Annotated in this window: 16 protein-coding genes and 1 tRNA gene; 15 read left to right on the top strand and 2 right to left on the bottom strand. The window is 40.2% G+C overall.

Going from position 1 to position 18,046, the window contains the following annotated elements:
- Nucleotides 1–111: 111 nt before the first annotated feature.
- The 4 genes from glyS (at nt 112) to INP93_RS01115 (ending at nt 5,740) form a co-directional block, all read left to right on the top strand.
- Nucleotides 112–2,178 (top strand): glycine--tRNA ligase subunit beta, encoded by a 2,067-nt coding sequence (glyS, locus tag INP93_RS01130; protein WP_197544904.1) that lies wholly within the window; start codon nt 112–114, stop codon nt 2,176–2,178.
- 50 nt (nt 2,179–2,228) lie between these two features.
- Nucleotides 2,229–3,674 carry an SP_1767 family glycosyltransferase gene (locus tag INP93_RS01125; RefSeq protein ID WP_197544903.1) on the top strand — a complete coding sequence of 482 codons (1,446 nt, stop codon included), beginning with the start codon at nt 2,229–2,231 and terminating at the stop codon, nt 3,672–3,674.
- Between the two features lie 100 nt (nt 3,675–3,774).
- Nucleotides 3,775–3,851, top strand: a tRNA-Ile gene (locus tag INP93_RS01120).
- A gap of 59 nt (nt 3,852–3,910) precedes the next feature.
- Complete coding sequence (locus tag INP93_RS01115; protein WP_049364814.1) at nt 3,911–5,740, top strand: monovalent cation:proton antiporter-2 (CPA2) family protein; 1,830 nt, start codon at nt 3,911–3,913, stop codon at nt 5,738–5,740.
- A 44-nt stretch (nt 5,741–5,784) separates the two neighbouring features.
- On the opposite strand, the gene INP93_RS01110 is transcribed toward INP93_RS01115, so the two are convergent.
- On the bottom strand, nt 5,785–6,510 hold the full coding sequence (locus tag INP93_RS01110; protein ID WP_197544902.1) for a 3-deoxy-D-manno-octulosonic acid kinase: 726 nt from the start codon (nt 6,508–6,510) through the stop codon (nt 5,785–5,787).
- Between the two features lie 77 nt (nt 6,511–6,587).
- On the opposite strand from INP93_RS01110, the gene INP93_RS01105 reads away from it, so the two are divergent.
- Entirely contained in the window at nt 6,588–7,643 is a 1,056-nt protein-coding gene (locus INP93_RS01105) for a glycosyltransferase family 9 protein (protein ID WP_197544901.1), read from the top strand.
- A 70-nt stretch (nt 7,644–7,713) separates the two neighbouring features.
- Here INP93_RS01105 and INP93_RS01100 read toward each other — a convergent pair whose 3' ends face one another.
- The gene (locus tag INP93_RS01100; RefSeq protein WP_005698020.1) at nt 7,714–8,058 is read right to left on the bottom strand and encodes a carboxymuconolactone decarboxylase family protein; all 345 of its coding nucleotides are present in this window, start codon (nt 8,056–8,058) and stop codon (nt 7,714–7,716) included.
- Between the two features lie 103 nt (nt 8,059–8,161).
- Between INP93_RS01100 and INP93_RS01095 the strand changes: the two genes are divergently transcribed.
- The 10 genes from INP93_RS01095 (at nt 8,162) to INP93_RS01050 (ending at nt 18,000) form a co-directional block, all read left to right on the top strand.
- Nucleotides 8,162–9,052 (top strand): cupin domain-containing protein, encoded by an 891-nt coding sequence (locus INP93_RS01095; RefSeq protein WP_178165221.1) that lies wholly within the window; start codon nt 8,162–8,164, stop codon nt 9,050–9,052.
- A 76-nt stretch (nt 9,053–9,128) separates the two neighbouring features.
- A complete protein-coding gene (locus INP93_RS01090; RefSeq protein WP_197544900.1) occupies nt 9,129–10,973 on the top strand; it encodes an ABC transporter ATP-binding protein in 1,845 nt (614 codons plus the stop codon).
- 133 nt (nt 10,974–11,106) lie between these two features.
- Nucleotides 11,107–11,631: a 23S rRNA accumulation protein YceD gene (yceD, locus tag INP93_RS01085; protein WP_049357999.1), complete on the top strand. Its 525-nt coding sequence runs from the start codon at nt 11,107–11,109 to the stop codon at nt 11,629–11,631.
- Nucleotides 11,632–11,653: 22 nt separating this feature from the next.
- Complete coding sequence (gene rpmF, locus INP93_RS01080) at nt 11,654–11,824, top strand: 50S ribosomal protein L32 (RefSeq protein ID WP_005544470.1); 171 nt, start codon at nt 11,654–11,656, stop codon at nt 11,822–11,824.
- Between the two features lie 21 nt (nt 11,825–11,845).
- On the top strand, nt 11,846–12,865 hold the full coding sequence (plsX, locus tag INP93_RS01075) for a phosphate acyltransferase PlsX (protein ID WP_197544899.1): 1,020 nt from the start codon (nt 11,846–11,848) through the stop codon (nt 12,863–12,865).
- An 18-nt stretch (nt 12,866–12,883) separates the two neighbouring features.
- On the top strand, nt 12,884–13,834 hold the full coding sequence (locus INP93_RS01070; protein ID WP_197545305.1) for a beta-ketoacyl-ACP synthase III: 951 nt from the start codon (nt 12,884–12,886) through the stop codon (nt 13,832–13,834).
- Between the two features lie 92 nt (nt 13,835–13,926).
- Nucleotides 13,927–14,865 (top strand): ACP S-malonyltransferase, encoded by a 939-nt coding sequence (gene fabD, locus INP93_RS01065; RefSeq protein WP_197544898.1) that lies wholly within the window; start codon nt 13,927–13,929, stop codon nt 14,863–14,865.
- Nucleotides 14,866–14,878: 13 nt separating this feature from the next.
- Entirely contained in the window at nt 14,879–15,607 is a 729-nt protein-coding gene (fabG, locus tag INP93_RS01060; RefSeq protein ID WP_178409871.1) for a 3-oxoacyl-ACP reductase FabG, read from the top strand.
- A 218-nt stretch (nt 15,608–15,825) separates the two neighbouring features.
- A complete protein-coding gene (gene acpP / locus INP93_RS01055; protein ID WP_005544465.1) occupies nt 15,826–16,056 on the top strand; it encodes an acyl carrier protein in 231 nt (76 codons plus the stop codon).
- A 276-nt stretch (nt 16,057–16,332) separates the two neighbouring features.
- The gene (locus INP93_RS01050; protein WP_178409870.1) at nt 16,333–18,000 is read left to right on the top strand and encodes an anaerobic C4-dicarboxylate transporter; all 1,668 of its coding nucleotides are present in this window, start codon (nt 16,333–16,335) and stop codon (nt 17,998–18,000) included.
- Nucleotides 18,001–18,046 lie beyond the last annotated feature (46 nt).

The raw sequence follows: 18,046 nt of genomic DNA, 5'->3' as shown, positions 1-18,046 counted from the left end.
TTAATTAAAAATATCTTAACCAAGTGCGCTAGTTTAAAATGTACAATTTAGTATCACAATATAAAATATTAAATAGTATTAAACGAGAATTTATAAAATGATGAGTAAAAAATGACAACCCAAAACTTCCTAGTAGAAATCGGCACAGAAGAGCTGCCACCAAAAGCTCTCAAAACATTAGCGACCTCTTTTGCGGATAATGTTGAGGCGGAATTAAACCAAGCAGGTTTATCATTCGATAAAATCGAATGGTTTGCGGCACCGCGTCGTTTGGCGGTGAAAGTATTGAACTTATCGACACAACAGCCAAGCAAAGAAATCGAAAAACGCGGGCCAGCAGTATCTGCAGCTTTTGACGCGGAAGGTAAAGCAACAAAAGCGGCAGAAGGCTGGGCGCGTGGTTGTGGTATTACCGTAGAGCAAGCAGAACGCATTGCGACCGATAAAGGCGAATGGCTCGTTCACCGTGCAAAAATTGAAGGTCAACCGACCAAAAACTTGCTGAGCGACATTGTGGCTAATGCCTTGGCGAAATTGCCAATTCCAAAACCAATGCGTTGGGCAGACAAAACTGTGCAATTTATCCGTCCGGTTCATACCGTGACCATGCTGTTAGGTGATGAGTTAATCGAAGGCGAAATTTTAGGTGTGGCAAGTGCGCGCACCATTCGGGGTCACCGTTTCTTAGGCGAGAAAGAATTTGAAATTCAACATGCAGACCAATATCCGCAATTATTGCGTGAGAAAGGTTCTGTGGTAGCCGACTTCAATGAGCGTAAAGCAGAAATCCTTGCAAAATCTCAAGCAAAAGCGACCGCACTTGGCGGCGTGGCTGATATTGAAGAAAGCTTGCTTGAAGAAGTGACTTCGTTGGTGGAATATCCAAACGTTTTAGCGGCAAAATTTGAAGAACGCTTCTTAGCGGTGCCTGCGGAAGCCTTGGTTTACACCATGAAAGGCGACCAAAAATATTTCCCGATTTATGATAAAGATGGCAAATTATTACCACACTTTATTTTTGTATCGAATATCAACCCGGAAGATCCAACCGCGATTATCGAAGGGAATGAAAAAGTGGTTCGTCCACGTTTAACCGATGCGGAATTCTTCTTTAAAACCGACTTAAAACAAAAACTGGTTGATCGTTTACCACGTTTGGAAACCGTGTTGTTCCAACAACAACTGGGTACATTGAAAGATAAAACTGATCGTATTGAACAACTTGCAGGCGAAATTGCAAAACAAATCGGTGCAGACGAAGCGAAAGCAAAACGTGCGGGGTTACTGTCAAAATGTGACTTGATGACCAACATGGTATTCGAATTTACTGATACGCAAGGCGTAATGGGTATGCACTATGCTCGTCATGATGGTGAAGACGAAGAAGTGGCAGTAGCATTAAATGAACAATATATGCCACGCTTTGCGGGGGATGAATTACCGAAATCCTTAGTGGCAAGTGCGGTCGCTTTAGCGGATAAATTTGATACCTTAACGGGGATCTTCGGCATCGGCCAAGCACCAAAAGGTAGTGCAGACCCATTTGCATTGCGTCGTGCGGCATTAGGTGCGTTACGTATTATCGTAGAGAAAAACCTACCACTTGATTTAGAAGATTTAGTGAAAAAATCAGCCGCACTTTTCGGTGATAAACTCACGAATCAAAATGTGGTTGCTGATGTGGTGGACTTTATGCTCGGCCGTTTCCGTGCATGGTATCAAGATGAAGGCATTGCGGTGGATGTGATTCAAGCGGTATTGGCACGTCGTCCAACCCGTCCAGCTGACTTTGATGCACGTGTACGTGCGGTTTCCCACTTCCGTACTTTAGATTCAGCGGAAGCGTTAGCAGCAGCAAATAAACGTGTAAGTAATATATTAGCCAAAGCGGATGCTGCAATTGGCGAGATTAATTTGACCGCTTGCGTAGAACCAGCAGAAAAAGCCCTTGCTGAAGCGGTACTTGCATTACGTGCTGAAGTACAACCACTTATTGCAAAAGGTGATTACACAGCAGTATTAGATAAATTAGCGAACTTACGCGCACCGGTAGACAGTTTCTTTGATAACGTGATGGTAAATGCTGAAGATCCAGCATTACGCCAAAACCGCTTAGCGATTTTAAACACGTTACAAGGCTTGTTCCTACAAGTGGCGGATATTTCGCTATTGCAATAATCTCAAATAGCCCCTTTATGGGGCTTTTTATTATCAAGTGAATAGAATCAATGAAAGGATTTGTGATTTATCTGCCAAGTCAGAAAACTGAACTTGCTCATTTCTTGGCTCAAGCAGATGGCTGCAATTATACGCCTATCGTTTCTGTTTCATCTGAGTTAGTTTCTCAGATTGGTGATGAAACAGTATTTAATTTGTCAAAAGCTAAAGCGATTTTACATCGAGAAATCACGATAGATGAAATCGCTAATACACTTTCACATATTGAATGTTGGCGGAAAATAGCGGCAGATGAAACGATTGCTGATAATGAATTTGCGATTGTCGCGGAAGCAGATTTACAGCTATCACCAAATTACTTTAGTATATTGCAAGAATATGTGAATGGTTATCTAGCAGGCTCTCAATATCAGATTGCATTACTAGAATGTTCCCGTCAGCATGAATTTTGGGATGATAAAATTTATCAGGGAGAAGGGCGACTTAATTCGGCACTTTTCCGACGGATAGAACATTACAATCTTGCACATTGTCAGATGTATTTGATTCGTAAGGCTTTCATTAAGCAAATGCTAAATAAATTAGCGAGTGAGAAGCCTTATTGGTTGGCTCATCGATTAGGTGATTTTTGTGATATAGATAATCTTATCCAAACGTTACCTCTAATTGCTCAGGCAAATCATAAAGTTTTACCACGTCAAATAAAGGTGAAATCCGTAGATGAAACTTTGGATTTTATGTTGCAAAACCCTTGCTCAGTGATTCGTTTTGGAGATGGTGAATTTATCCTGATTAAAGGGAATTGGATTGTTTACCAAGATTATGATCCAAAATTGGCAGCAGAATTGGAAAATATTTTACGCATGGAAAGCAATGAAAATCGCTTGATTTGTTTGCCTCCGATGTTCGATTCGCTTTCCCCTTATATTGATTCGACGCAGAGCTATTGGCGAATTCATTTAAACAATCATTCCCTTTATTATGAGAATGTATGTACTGCGAGTGAATATGGGAATACTTTCCTCTCTCGTCCTTATATCGATTGGCAAGATAAAACCCAGTCTGCTCGTTGGTTTGAGAAATTAAAACAGCTTTGGCAAGATAAAGATTTATTGATTGTTGAAGGAGTGACTTCGCGTTCGGGAGTGGGAAATGATTTATTTGATAATGCTCATTCCATTAAGCGAATTATTTGCCCTGCCAGAGATGCATATTCTTACATTGAACAAATTCAGCAAGCAATCATTCAGCATGCAGAAAATCGTCTAATATTGCTTATGCTTGGACCAACGGCAAAAGTGTTAGCCTATAATTTATCCGAATTAGGTTATCGAGCCATTGATATTGGTCATATTGATTCGGAATATGAATGGTTTAAAATGGGCGCGACAGAAAAAGTCAGATTTACCCATAAACATACCGCTGATTTTAATGAAGAGGGAATTAAGCTAGAAAATGATGCCGCTTATGAGCAGCAAATAATCTGTCGGATTTAAAAATAGAATAGTCAGACTAAAAAGGATGGTTAATTTTCCAACGACCATCCTTTTGTATATAGACTTCAAATGATTATTTCTCTATAATCAACCGCACTTTCCCCCTTTAGCTCAGTCGGTTAGAGCAGGCGACTCATAATCGCTTGGTCGCTGGTTCAAGTCCGGCAAGGGGGACCATTTATCGAGATCGCATTAGGCGGTCTTTTTTTATATTTAAAATATTTGAGGAGTTAACTATGGCTGCGGAAGGAGCAGGGGATCTCATTCGGGTTGTAGCCCTATTGGGAGCTGCAGTTGTTGCCGTGCCGTTATTTAAACGCATTGGATTAGGTTCGGTATTAGGTTATTTAGCGGCAGGATTAGTTATTGGGCCTTTTGGATTACATATTATTCATGATCCACAAGCGATTATTCATCTTGCTGAATTTGGCGTGGTGATGTTTTTATTCGTGATTGGACTTGAAATGAAGCCTTCTCATCTTTGGAGCTTGCGTCGTCAGATTTTTGGATTAGGTAGCTTGCAGGTTGTCATTTCTGCGGTACTGATGACCGTTGTAGCGACTCAATTTGGTTTATCTTGGGAAGTCGCGTTTGTTTGTTCATCGGGTTTTGTTTTAACATCTACAGCAATCGTGATGCAGGTACTCGGTGAACGTAAAGCACTTTCAACAAAACCAGGTCAAAAAATTGTTTCAATTTTATTATTTGAAGATTTGTTGATTGTACCTTTATTAGCGATCATTACATTTTTATCACCTTTTGAACGTGAATCACAAATTATTTGGTGGCAGTCTGCGCTTATTGCGATGGTAGCATTAGGTGCGCTAGTTTTCATTGGGCGTTTTATTCTGAATCCAGTCTTCAAAATTCTCGCTAACTCTAAAGCACGTGAAGTAATGACTGCTGCTGCACTCTTTGTTGTGTTAGGTTCGGGGTTATTAATGGAAGAAGCCGGGCTTTCGATGGCAATGGGCGCTTTTGTTGCAGGTGTCATGCTATCCGAGTCGTCTTTCCGTCACCAACTTGAAGCCGATATTGAGCCTTTCCGCGGCTTGCTACTTGGTCTTTTCTTCCTTGGCGTGGGAATGTCATTAAATCTCGATGTGGTTATTGAAAACTGGTCATTGATTTTATTGGGTGTGATTTCTCTCATGCTCACAAAAGGTCTCTGTATTTACTTGGTTGCTCGCGTAGCAAAAAGCTCACATAAAACCGCATTGGAGCGAGCATTTTTAATGGCTCAAGGTGGGGAGTTTGCATTTGTCTTATTTGCTGCTGCTACATCAGAAGGCGTGATAGATCAAACCGTAAATGCGAATATGACCGCGATTGTTGTGCTTTCGATGGTGTTTACGCCGATTATATTAATTCTTTATGAAAAACTGATGCCTAAACCGAAGACAGATGATATTCAGCCGGATGAAATTGATGAACAGCATCCAATCTTAATTCTGGGGATGGGGCGTTTTGGCCAGATTGTGAATGATTTACTGCGGTTAAGTGGTTACGATACTACTGTCGTTGATTTAGATCCTACCATGATTAAAGGCTTTAATGATTATGGAATCAAATCCTATTTTGGTGATGCTTCTCGTCCAGAATTTTTAATTGCAGCAGGATTGGAAAAGGCTGATTTGCTTGTCGTCGCGATCAATAATCCGGCGCAAGCAAATCAAATCGTTCATTTTGCTCGAGAAATTAATCCTCGCATAAAAATCATTGCACGAGCATTCGATCGTTTTGATACCTTTGCGCTATATCAAGCAGGAGCTGATGATGTGATTCGTGAAACTTTTGATTCAGCAGTTCGCGCAGGAAAACGAGCGCTTATCAATTTAGGTATGGCTCCTAAAATGGCAAAAGCAGTCAGTCAATATTATTTTGATGCAGATCGCCATGAAGTGGCCTTAATGTCGCAAGTTTATGATCCTGACAAAGGCATATTTAAAAATCCGGCGATGGTTGATATTGCTCGTGAATGTGATCAAAAAATGGCAGAGCATATTCAAGAGATTATTTTAAGTACTGAACCTAAGTACGAAGAATTAGAAGAGCCTGAAGCTTAAAATGCAACAAACCGCACAAAAGTGCGGTTTGTTTTTTGCTAGTTTTAGTGATTGTAACCTTTCAACAATTCAGCCCAATTTTCTCCACTGAATTGAATATTCATTCTGCCGACTTCTTTGACAAAAGAGCGGTGTAATCTTTCCAAGTTGCCTTGTTTCCAAGAATCTCCTGATTTTTGACCGCACTTATCGAAATCAATGAGCCAACATTTTTGTTCATTTTCGAGTTGTTGAACGAGAATATTATGAGCATTGAGATCTGTATGGCAAATTTGCAAATCATGCAACTGACGAATTAATTTACCAATGGCTTGCCAGATGTCATTCGGTAGTTGTTGAATTTGTAAAAGTGCGGTCAGATCTTGGGCATTTTCGATCTTTTCTATCAAGATATCCGCTTGGTAACAAATCCCTAATTTGCCTTTTTTAACACGAGCAGCAATCGGTTTAGGTACGGCAACGCCTGCTTGATGGAGTTGATTTAACAGCTGAAATTCCGCCAAGCTGCGAGTTTCACTCAATGATTGAAAACGATAGCGATCTTTGTTGAATTTTCCCCATAAACCGCCTCGATAATAGTGACGAAGGGCAGTATTTACCCCAAACAGATCTTTTGTGTTCAGGAAGTAGGTTGTGCCACGTCCTTTGGCTGAACCGGTAATACATTGTTGTTTTTCCCAAAAAGCCGATTCAAAAAATGAAGCGGGCTCTGTTGGTTTTTCTGTGAGATTGAAAAGAAAGAATTGATTATCTTGTTGGAATTCAAGCATTTTAGTTGAACCGAATAATAGAAAATGCCCTCATTCTACTTTAAAATAGACGGAAATTAAATGCGCGAGGAATTCAAATGTCCCATTCTCCACTTTTTACCTCTCCCCCTAAATCACTTTGTATTTTGCGTTTGTCTGCCGTGGGCGATGTTTGTCATGCACTTGCTGTAGTGCAGCATATTCAACGGTATTGGCCGCAAACCAAATTAACGTGGATTGTGGGGAAAACTGAAATGGGCTTGCTTTCTGGTATTGAAGGTGTTGAGCTTGTTCCTTACGATAAAAAGAGCGGTTGGAAAGGCGTGTGGAATTTATGGATGTTTTTGAAAAACAATCAATTTGATGCGCTTTTAAATATGCAGACGGCATTTCGTGCTTCGATTATCTCTCTTGGTATTCAAGCGAAATATAAAATTGGGTTTGGCAAAAAACGTTCTCGAGAAGGGCAGTGGTTATTTGTAAACCGTCGAGTTCAAGATCCGGAAACGCCTCATGTGCTAGACGGTTTCATGGCTTTTGCCGATTATCTTGGTGTACCACCGGCAGAGATGCTTTCTTGGCAATTGGCGATCTCTGATGCAGATCGAGAATACGCCAAACAGTTTATTGATCCTACACGCAAAAATCTGATTATTTCTCCTTGCTCCAGTAAAGCCGAGAAAGATTGGTTGGTTGAGCGTTATGCGGAAGTAGCAAATATTGCTCATCAGCATAATGTGAATGTAATTTTTTGCAGCTCGCCGGCAAAACGCGAATTAGAAATGGTAAAAAAAATTATCGCACTTTGTGATTTTCAACCAGTTGATGCTTCAGGAAAAACCAGTTTGAAACAACTTGCCGCATTAATTCATCAAGTAAATTTAGTGATCTCGCCTGATTCTGGTCCTGCTCATATTGCCACCACGCAAGGTGCGCCGGTTATTGGATTGTATGCTTATCACAATCCATTGCGCACAGCACCTTATCATAATCTGGATAATGTGGTGTCGGTATATGAAGAAAATGTGCAAAAAGAACAAGGAAAACCTTCAAGCGAATTGCCTTGGGCGACCAAATTAAAAGGCAAAAATTTAATGGCTGAAATTCAGGTAGAACAAGTGGTGGCTCAGATGAGAGCCTTGAATTTATTTTAAAGTGTGGTTAATTTTAGAGATAAAAAAGCCCTCAAATGAGGGCTAAAAGAATCATAAAGTTCCTTGCGAATTATTCGCCTTTTTGTGCGTTGTAAGCTTCTAATGCACGAAGAGAGTAAGTGTAAGCTGCACCTGCATTTAATGCGATAGACATCGCTAATGCTGCTGCCACTTCTTCTTCAGTTGCACCTGCTTTCACTGCTTCATCAGCGTGCACGCCAATGCAGCTTTCACAACGTGTTGTTACGGCAACCGCTAATGCAATTAATTCACGGGTTTTGGCATCTAATACGTTACCTTCTGCCGCAGCCGCACCTAATGCGCCATAAGCTTGTAACATTTTAGGGTATTTTTTACCTAATGCACCGAATGATTTTTTAACGTGTGCTACATCATTTTTCCAATCTGCAAACATATTTCTTCTCCTTAAATTTAGTACAAATTTCGAGAGGAATTATAAGCAGATTAGCGTATGATACTTGTCAAATTGTCTTAACTTTTAGACGGAAAATCTCACAATGGATTATTTAGATAAATTAACACAACTGGCACAAGTGCGCGGGGAAATCAATATTCGCTGCTTGTTTCAAGGGGATTGGCAAGTTGAACATCAGCCAGATGTGGCGGAATATCAAGGTTTATTTCATTTAATCGAGCAAGGTGAGTGCTGGGTAACCTTGGCGGGAAAACAGTTTCATTTGAAGAAAGGCGATCTCTTTTTTCTCCCTCAAAATCGACCGCACTTTTTGGGTAGTTCTCAACAAAAAAGAGAGAATAGTCTACAGAGAGCGCAATCAGATGCACTTTTTAATGTCCATCAAATAGGAGCAGGTACACCCGATCTGAAGATGTTTTGTGGGACATTTTATTACCAAAAACCGTCATTATTAATTGATTCGTTACCAGATTATTTGCATCTTTCGCTACAAAATACCCCTGTGCAGCCTTTGGTTTCACTTTTTTTACAAGAAGCCGAGAAACCAGAGCAAGGCACAAAATCGGTGATTGATGCATTATCAAATGTATTGTTTATCTATATTTTACGTCATGCACAGCAAATAGGTTTGCTCAATCAAGGCTTATTAGCCGCGTTGCAGGATAAAAGACTGAATCAAGTCCTTGAAAAAATCCTGTTTTCACCTCAATTAGATTGGAATATTGAGCAATTAGCAGAGTTGGCATCTATGTCTCGTGCGACTTTTATGCGGATCTTTCAACAGCAACTCGGGATGCCACCAGGAAAATTTCTCACACAAGTGCGGTTAGAAATGGCGGCTGTTTTATTGAAAAATACGCAAAAGACCATTTTAGCTATTGCCCTTGAAGTAGGGTATCAATCAGAAGCGCATTTTAGTAAGGCATTTAAAGCAATTTATGGGCTTTCACCGAGTCAATTCCGCAAAACCTAGCCCATCGTTCAAAACTTACGCTATAATGACCGCACTTTAGGCGGCACTGTCGCCTTTAATTTTTTAAGGTATTGTTATGTTTAATAAAATATTTTCATGGTTTGAAAACCGTTTAAATCCTTATCCGGAAAGCAATCCAACGACGCCTGAAAAAGGCTTGTTCCGTTTTATTTGGTCAAGCATTGATGGCATGAAGGGCTGGATCTTTTTACTCGCGGTATTGACGGTCGGTACTGGTGTAATGGAAGCCTTACTTTTCCAATTTATGGGATTGTTGGTGGATTGGCTTGGTGCTTATACGCCAACCACGCTTTGGCAAGAAAAAGGGCATTTGCTAGCAGGTATGGCCGCCTTGCTCATTTTCAGTATTGTATGGTCATTTGTGGGCGTGAATGTACGCTTACAAACGTTACAAGGGGTGTTTCCAATGCGTTTGCGTTGGAATTTCCACCGTTTGATGCTAGGGCAAAGCTTAAGTTTCTACCAAGATGAATTTGCAGGTCGTGTATCGGCGAAAGTGATGCAAACCGCCCTTGCGGTGCGTGATACCGTCATGACCATTGCGGATATGCTGGTGTATGTTGCCGTGTATTTTATTACTTCAGGTTTGGTGCTTGCGGCTTTAGATACTTGGTTTTTAGTGCCGTTTTTCTTATGGATTGTGGCCTTTGTGACTATTTTACGTTTGCTTATTCCACGTTTAGCCAAAACCGCACAACGACAAGCTGATGCGCGATCTTTAATGACAGGGCGTATTACGGATGCTTACTCCAATATTGCAACGGTAAAACTATTTTCACATGATGCGAGAGAAGCGAATTATGCAAAACGTTCCATGGAAGAATTTATGGTTACCGTGCATGCACAAATGCGTTTGGCAAGTTCATTAGATACCTTAACTTATGCAACCAATATCTTCTTAACGTTAAGCACTGCAATTTTAGGTGTGGTGTTATGGCAAAACGGTCAAGTAGGCGTGGGAGCAGTGGCGACTGCAACCGCGATGGCATTACGTGTGAACGGACTTTCTCGTTGGATTATGTGGGAATCTGCTCGATTATTTGAAAACATCGGGACGGTGAATGATGGTATGGCAACGTTGACTAAACCACACACCATTGTTGATAAGTCAAATTGTGTTGCATTAGAAGTGAAACAAGGTGAAATCAAATTTAGCGATATTTCGTTTGCCTATGATCCGAATAAACCGTTACTTAACCGTTTTAATCTCACCATCAAACCGGGCGAAAAAGTGGGCTTAATTGGGCGTTCTGGCGCAGGCAAATCAACCATTGTGAATTTACTTTTACGTTTCTACGAGGCACAAGAAGGCTCAATTACTATTGATGGCCAAAATATTTTAGATGTAAGCCAAGAAAGCCTTCGTAGTCAGATTGGTTTAGTTACACAAGATACTTCACTTTTACACCGTTCTGTTCGCGATAACATTATTTATGGTCGTCCAACTGCGACGGATGAAGAAATGATCAATGCGGCTAAACGTGCCGAAGCGGCAGATTTCATCCCTTATCTCAGCGATGCGCAAGGTAGAAAAGGCTATGATGCTCATGTTGGTGAACGTGGGGTAAAACTGTCGGGTGGTCAACGCCAACGTATTGCTATAGCTCGCGTAATGTTAAAAGATGCACCAATTTTACTACTAGATGAAGCGACCAGCGCACTAGATTCAGAAGTGGAAGTGGCGATCCAAGAAAGTCTCGACAAGATGATGGAAAATAAAACGGTTATTGCGATCGCTCACCGTTTATCGACAATTGCGGCAATGGATCGTTTAATCGTGTTAGATAAAGGACAAATTGTTGAGCAAGGGACTCACGCAGAATTGCTTGAACAAAATGGCCTTTATGCTCGCCTTTGGAAACATCAAAGTGGTGGCTTCTTGAGTGAGCATGCCGAGTAAAACATAGGAAAAAATGACCGCACTTTGTAAAGGTGTAAATCTTGAGAGAGTTTAGATAGAGATTGAACTTTTCTCATAATTAGTGCGAATTTCCTTTGACTATTTTATTGACAACAGGTAATATTCGCACCCTATGCAAAAGGTAAAACTACCCCTAACCGTTGATCCGGTTAAAGACGCTCAACAAAGAATTGATTATGATGGTTATTATACCGCTAGTCAGTTAGTGCGTTTAGCTGAATCTACGGGGAAAGTGCTCAGCGATGCACAGGTAACATTATCGTTTTATATTGATCCACAAAAATTAGTGGTAATGAAAGGGCAAGTACAAGTTGATGTTGAATTAGACTGTCAACGTTGTGGCGAACCATTCAAACAAACATTGGAATGTCATTTTATGTATAGTCCAGTGGCTAATTGGGATCAGGCTGATGACTTGCCGGAAATTTATGAGCCAATCGAATTTAATGAGTTTGGTGAAATAGATTTACTTGGTGCAGTGGAAGACGAACTTATTTTAGCTCTACCGCTTGTCCCAATGCATTCATCTGAACACTGTGAAGTGTCCGCGCACGAACAGGTTTTTGGCGAATTGCCTGAAGAATTGGCAAAAAAACCGAACCCGTTCGCTGTATTAGCTAATTTAAAGCAAAAGTAAATTAAATTTAGGAGTATAGCCAATGGCTGTTCAACAAAACAAAAAATCTCGTTCACGTCGTGATATGCGTCGTTCACACGATGCATTAACTACTGCTGCAGTATCAGTGGATAAAGCAAGCGGTGAAACTCACTTACGCCACCACGTAACTGCTGACGGTTACTACCGTGGTCGCAAAGTGATCAATAAGTAATTTTACTTATAAGGTATTCACTTGAACCGTCTAACCTTAGCGTTAGATGTGATGGGCGGGGACATTGGTCCCCGTATTACTATCCCCGCATCTCTTTCAGCGTTGGAAGCAGATCCAATGCTTTCTTTAGTGCTGTTTGGCGATAGCCAACAAATTTCCCCTTTACTGGAAAATGCACCTTCTTCCCTTTTAGAACGTATTCAAATTCATCATTGCACTAAGACTATTGATAACAATCAAGGTATTTCTCATGCATTGCGTCATAGCAAAGGCACGTCGATGCGTTTAGCTATTGAAATGGTTCAGAAAGGCGAGGCGCAAGGTTGTGTCAGCGCAGGAAATACGGGCGCATTGATGGGATTGTCAAAGGTTCTCTTACAGCCTTTAGAGGGGATTCAACGCCCAGCGTTGGTATCCTTATTACCGTCGATGACGGGTGATAAAACCGTGATGTTAGATTTAGGCGCAAACGTAGAATGTTCTGCTCAAAATCTTTATGAATTTGCCATCATGGGCTCGATCTTTGCCGAAAACCGATTGAACTTAGTTTATCCACGTATTGCCTTACTCAATATCGGCGTGGAAGAAATTAAAGGGCATCAATCCATTCGTGAAGCTGCGAATTTATTAGAAAAATCGACCGCACTTAATTATACCGGCTTTATTGAAGGTAACTTTTTATTAAATGGTGTGGCTGATGTGATCGTGAGTGATGGGTTTTCGGGAAATATTGCATTAAAAACCCTTGAAGGGGCCGCTAAGAATCTGTTATCTCTTCTAAAAGGAAAAGAAAAACAGCCTATTTTTAAATCGCTTGCCAAATTTATTCTGCGTTTTTTCTTTAAAGATGCTTATCATCGCTTGAAACGCATTAACCCTGATGAATATAATGGGGCGTCTTTACTCGGATTAACGGCTGTTGTGGTGAAAAGCCATGGCAGTGCAAATGTGGATGCATTTGCTCGTGCAATTGCGGATGCAGCTTTACAAGCTCGTTTGCAAATTCCACAAAAAATCTTGGCGGGTTTACAACGTTATTAATTAATAAGTTTTGATATGATGAATAGTAGAATTTTATCCACCGGTAGCTATTTGCCGAGCCATATTCGCACCAATGCGGATTTGGAAAAAATGGTTGATACTTCAGATGAATGGATCGTGACACGTTCAGGCATTCGTGAACGTCGTATTGCAGCAGCAGATGAAACTGTCGCAACAATGGGATGTAAAGCAGCCAAAAAAGCACTTGAAATGGCCAATCTTGATCCTCAAGAAATTGAGTTGATCATCGTTGCAACAACCAGTGGTTCTCACGCTTATCCAAGTTCAGCTTGCCAAGTTCAGGGTTTATTAGGCATTGAAGATGCGATTTCTTTTGATTTAGCGGCAGCTTGTACCGGTTTTGTTTATGCTTTAGGTGTAGCGGATAAATTTATTCGTTCAGGTAGCGTGAAAAAAGCCCTTGTCATTGGGGCGGATCTTAACTCGCGTAAATTAGACGAAACCGATCGTAGCACTGTCGTGTTATTTGGTGATGGTGCGGGTGCCGTAATCTTAGAGGCATCAGAGCAAGAAGGTATTATTTCAACACATTTACATGCATCGCCAGATAACAATGCGGCATTGCTACTTCCACAAGCTGAACGTGGCGTGGAGAAATCTGGCTATATTGAAATGCAAGGTAATGAAACCTTTAAATTAGCGGTGCGTGAGCTTTCTAATGTGGTGGAAGAAACCCTTTCTGCTAATAATCTCCAAAAAACAGATATCGACTGGCTTGTGCCACATCAAGCGAATTTACGTATTATAACTGCGACAGCGAAAAAATTAGAGATGGATATGTCGCAGGTGGTGGTAACGCTTGATCGTACAGCCAATACCAGTGCGGCGACTGTACCAACGGCTTTAGATGAAGCGGTGCGTGATGGCCGAATTCAACGCGGTCAATTGCTTTTACTCGAAGCTTTTGGCGGTGGTTGGACTTGGGGTTCAGCATTGGTGCGATTCTAATTAATTTGTTAGAATCCCGACAGAATTTTAAAAGTGCGGTTAAATTTGACCGCACTTTCAACATTTAAACGATGAAGAAATAGGAAGAAAACATGAAAAAATTCGCAATGGTTTTTCCAGGACAAGGTTCTCAAGCTGTTGGCATGTTAGCAGATCTTGCTAACGAATATCCGGTAGTCACCGAAACTTTTAAACAAGCATCAGAAGCGCTTGGCTATGATTTATGGAACTTGGTTCAACAAGGTCCGGCAGAAGAATTAAATAAAACTTGGCAAACTCAGCCTGCATTATTAGCGGCATCCGTTGCGATCTTCCGTGTATGGCAAGAAAAATACCCACAATTACAACCAAGCGTAATGGCAGGCCACAGTTTAGGGGAATATTCAGCATTAGTCTGCGCAGGTGTCATTGATTTTAAAGATGCGATTAAATTAGTCGAATTACGCGGTAAATTAATGCAACAAGCAGTACCAGAAGGTACTGGTGCAATGTATGCGATTATTGGTTTAGACAATGAAGCGATTATCAATGCATGTAAACAAGCAGAGCAAGGTGAAGTGGTGTCTGCAGTAAACTTTAACTCACCAGGTCAAGTAGTCATTGCTGGAGCGAAAGAGGCAGTTGAACGTGCTGCTGCATTATGTAAAGAAGCGGGCGCAAAACGTGCTTTACCATTAGCGGTAAGTGTTCCTTCACATTGTGCATTAATGAAACCAGCTGCTGATCAATTAGCTGTAACACTTGAAGGGATTACGCTTAATGCGCCAGCAATACCAGTATTAAATAACGTAGATGTTAAAGCGGAAACAGAAAGTGCAGAAATTCGTACCGCACTTATTCGCCAATTATATAGCCCAGTTCGTTGGACTGAAACCGTTGAGAAAATGGCACAAGATGGCGTAGAGGTTTTAGTTGAAATCGGCCCAGGTAAAGTATTAAACGGTTTAACAAAACGTATCGTAGCAGAATTACAAGCAACATCAGTAAACGATGTGGCATCATTAGATGCCGTTGAAGTATTATTAGCATAAAAGGGGATTAAGAATGCAAAATAAAATCGCATTAGTAACAGGTGCAACACGTGGTATTGGTCGCGCAATTGCAGAAGAATTAGCATCAAAAGGTGCATTTGTAATTGGTACCGCAACCTCTGAAAAAGGTGCTGATACCATTTCTGCTTACCTTGGTGATAAAGGTAAAGGTTTAGTATTAAATGTGGCAGACAAAGAAAGTATTGATGCCGTATTAGAACAAATTAAAGAGCAATTTGGTGATATTGATATTCTTGTGAATAACGCAGGTATCACACGCGATAACTTATTAATGCGTATGAAAGATGAAGAATGGTTCGATATTATGCAAACTAACTTAACTTCTGTATTCCATCTTTCTAAAGCAATGTTACGCTCCATGATGAAAAAACGTTTCGGTCGTATTATTACTATTGGTTCAGTGGTGGGTTCAATGGGTAACCCGGGTCAATCTAACTACTGTGCAGCAAAAGCGGGTTTGATTGGCTTTTCTAAAGGTTTAGCGAAAGAAGTGGCATCACGTGGTATTACCGTAAACGTGGTAGCACCCGGCTTTATCGCAACAGATATGACTGAAGTGCTTACTGAAGAACAAAAAGCAGGTATTCTTGGTAATGTACCGACTGGCCGTTTAGGTGAACCAAAAGATATCGCAAAAGCGGTAGCGTTTTTAGCTTCTGATGATGCGGCTTATATTACCGGTACCACATTACATGTGAATGGCGGCTTATATATGAGCTAACCCTTTAGGGGAGATATATCGGGGATTTTGTCTATAAAATATAGCAAAGCAGTTTAGTTAATGATAAAATCCCAACCGCAATGTAACTTTTTCTCTGTATGTGTTTTTACATTGCCTGTTTTTTTGTGGTGCGACCACCTAAGAAATAGTTGCAACTTTATCAAAAATGCATACACTAACCGCTCTTAAATGAGTTAAAACAACAATAGGAAAAACAAATGAGTATTGAAGAACGCGTGAAAAAAATCATCGTTGAACAATTAGGTGTTAAAGAAGAAGACGTAAAACCAGAAGCTTCTTTCGTTGAAGATTTAGGTGCGGACTCTTTAGATACAGTTGAATTAGTAATGGCTTTAGAAGAAGAATTCGATATCGAAATTCCTGATGAAGAAGCTGAAAAAATCACAACTGTTCAATCTGCGATTGACTACGTTCAAAACAATCAGTAATTTTTAAGTTGGGCGATCTTTTAGGTCGCCTAATTTTTTTCTTTAAATTTCTTTTCTAAATTCTTTATCTTTAAATAAAATATATCTAAATCTTTTAAATTTCTGACCGCACTTTCCTTTTTTAATCTTTCTCAGATTTGCTTTTATTATTTAGTCCCTTTATTTTTTGATTTAAAACAAGATTTACCTTAAAAGTACTTATTATGAGTTAATTTTGATGCTAGTATTCGATCAAAATTTTTTTCTAATTAACCATAAAATGATTCGGAGTATCTTATGGATTTTCTAATGAACCTAGGTGAAGGTAGCCAGTTTGCTATTCAGCTTGTTATTGTTCTTATCTGTTTGTTTTACGGGGCAAAAAAAGGTGGTATCGCACTGGGTATGCTCGGTGGGGTAGGCTTAATTGTTCTTGTTTTCGGCTTTGGTATTGAACCAGGTAAGCCAGCTATCGATGTAATGTTAACCATCCTTGCGGTGGTGGTCACATCGGCAACATTACAAGCCAGTGGTGGTTTAGATGTCATGTTACAAATTGCGGAGAAAATGCTTCGTCGTAACCCGAAATATGTCAGTATTTTGGCACCATTCGTCACCTGTTTCTTAACCATTTTATGTGGTACAGGACACGTGGTTTATACCATGTTACCAATCATCTATGATATCGCGATCAAAAATGATATTCGCCCTGAACGTCCAATGGCGGCAAGTTCAATTGCTTCTCAAATGGGTATTATTGCGTCACCTGTTTCTGTTGCAGTAGTGACTTTAACCACATTCTTAGTGAATGCTAAAACACCATTAGCAGGTTTTGATGGTTATTTAGATTTATTAAAAATTACCGTTCCTTCAACCCTTTGTGGTGTATTAGCTATCGGTATTTTCAGCTGGTTCCGCGGTAAAGATTTAGATAAAGACCCAGAATTCCAAGAGAAATTAAAAGATCCAGAATTCAAAAAATATGTTTATGGTGATAGCACATCATTATTAGATAAAAAATTGCCACAATCTAGCTGGAATGCGATGTGGATCTTCTTTGGTGCAATTTTAGTGGTAGCGGTATTAGGTTACTTTAAAGATTTACGCCCAGCTTTCGAAAAATCAGCACCGGCTCAAGTGGTTGAAATTGTTTCAGCCGATAAAGCAGTGAAATCTTTCAATGTAAAAGACGGTAAAATTGTTGCATTAGCGAAAGACGGTACATTAGTACTTGATGTTAAAGACAGCAAAGCGAAAACACAAACAGCCTATAATAACGTTACAATCTATAACGATAAAGGTGAAGTGGCTCAAACAATTACCGCTCAAGATAACAATGTTGTCATCACTGCGGGTGATAAAACTGAAACTATCGATAACGCTGCAATCGTATTAAAAGACACCGCGAAGAAAAAAGTGAATTTAAGTATGGTTCACGTTATTCAAATCTTCATGCTATTAGCGGGTGCATTAATTGTTATCTTTACGAAAACTGATGCAGGTAAAATCAGTAAAAATGAAATTTTCCGTTCAGGTATGATTGCGTTAGTGGCGGTATTCGGTATTTCTTGGATGGCGGAAACCATGTTTACCGTTCACACACCAATGATGAAAGCTGCACTAGGTGATGTGGTAAAAGCGCATCCTTGGACTTACGCCGTGATGTTATTATTAATTTCTAAATTCGTAAACTCACAAGCGGCAGCATTGGTTGCATTCGTTCCACTTGCTTTAGGTATCGGTGTTGATCCAGCTGTTATCTTAGCCTTTGCTTCAGCTTGTTATGGTTACTACATTTTACCTACTTACCCAAGTGACCTTGCGGCAATCCAATTCGACCGTTCAGGTACAACACATATCGGTAAGTTTGTAATTAACCACAGCTTTATTTTACCGGGCTTAATCGGTGTAATCACTTCATGTATCTTTGGTTACATTTTCACAAGCTTGTTTGGTTATCTATAATAACTAACAATAGATAAAAGAAAAGGCTATTCGTTTGAATAGCCTT

The sequence above is a fragment of the Haemophilus parainfluenzae genome, assembly GCF_014931415.1.
Taxonomy (GTDB): domain Bacteria; phylum Pseudomonadota; class Gammaproteobacteria; order Enterobacterales; family Pasteurellaceae; genus Haemophilus_D; species Haemophilus_D parainfluenzae_AF.
This window is presented reverse-complemented; position numbering and strand designations above follow the sequence as displayed.

Excerpts from the sequence above, each read along its gene's own strand:
- glyS (WP_197544904.1), top strand. The coding sequence starts at position 112 with ATGACAACCCAAAACTTCCTAGTAGAAATCGGCACAGAAGAGCTGCCA.
- INP93_RS01125 (WP_197544903.1), top strand. The coding sequence starts at position 2,229 with ATGAAAGGATTTGTGATTTATCTGCCAAGTCAGAAAACTGAACTTGCT.
- INP93_RS01115 (WP_049364814.1), top strand. The coding sequence starts at position 3,911 with ATGGCTGCGGAAGGAGCAGGGGATCTCATTCGGGTTGTAGCCCTATTG.
- INP93_RS01110 (WP_197544902.1), bottom strand. The coding sequence starts at position 6,510 with ATGCTTGAATTCCAACAAGATAATCAATTCTTTCTTTTCAATCTCACA.
- INP93_RS01105 (WP_197544901.1), top strand. The coding sequence starts at position 6,588 with ATGTCCCATTCTCCACTTTTTACCTCTCCCCCTAAATCACTTTGTATT.
- INP93_RS01100 (WP_005698020.1), bottom strand. The coding sequence starts at position 8,058 with ATGTTTGCAGATTGGAAAAATGATGTAGCACACGTTAAAAAATCATTC.
- INP93_RS01095 (WP_178165221.1), top strand. The coding sequence starts at position 8,162 with ATGGATTATTTAGATAAATTAACACAACTGGCACAAGTGCGCGGGGAA.
- INP93_RS01090 (WP_197544900.1), top strand. The coding sequence starts at position 9,129 with ATGTTTAATAAAATATTTTCATGGTTTGAAAACCGTTTAAATCCTTAT.
- yceD (WP_049357999.1), top strand. The coding sequence starts at position 11,107 with ATGCAAAAGGTAAAACTACCCCTAACCGTTGATCCGGTTAAAGACGCT.
- rpmF (WP_005544470.1), top strand. The coding sequence starts at position 11,654 with ATGGCTGTTCAACAAAACAAAAAATCTCGTTCACGTCGTGATATGCGT.
- INP93_RS01070 (WP_197545305.1), top strand. The coding sequence starts at position 12,884 with ATGAATAGTAGAATTTTATCCACCGGTAGCTATTTGCCGAGCCATATT.
- fabD (WP_197544898.1), top strand. The coding sequence starts at position 13,927 with ATGAAAAAATTCGCAATGGTTTTTCCAGGACAAGGTTCTCAAGCTGTT.
- fabG (WP_178409871.1), top strand. The coding sequence starts at position 14,879 with ATGCAAAATAAAATCGCATTAGTAACAGGTGCAACACGTGGTATTGGT.
- acpP (WP_005544465.1), top strand. The coding sequence starts at position 15,826 with ATGAGTATTGAAGAACGCGTGAAAAAAATCATCGTTGAACAATTAGGT.
- INP93_RS01050 (WP_178409870.1), top strand. The coding sequence starts at position 16,333 with ATGGATTTTCTAATGAACCTAGGTGAAGGTAGCCAGTTTGCTATTCAG.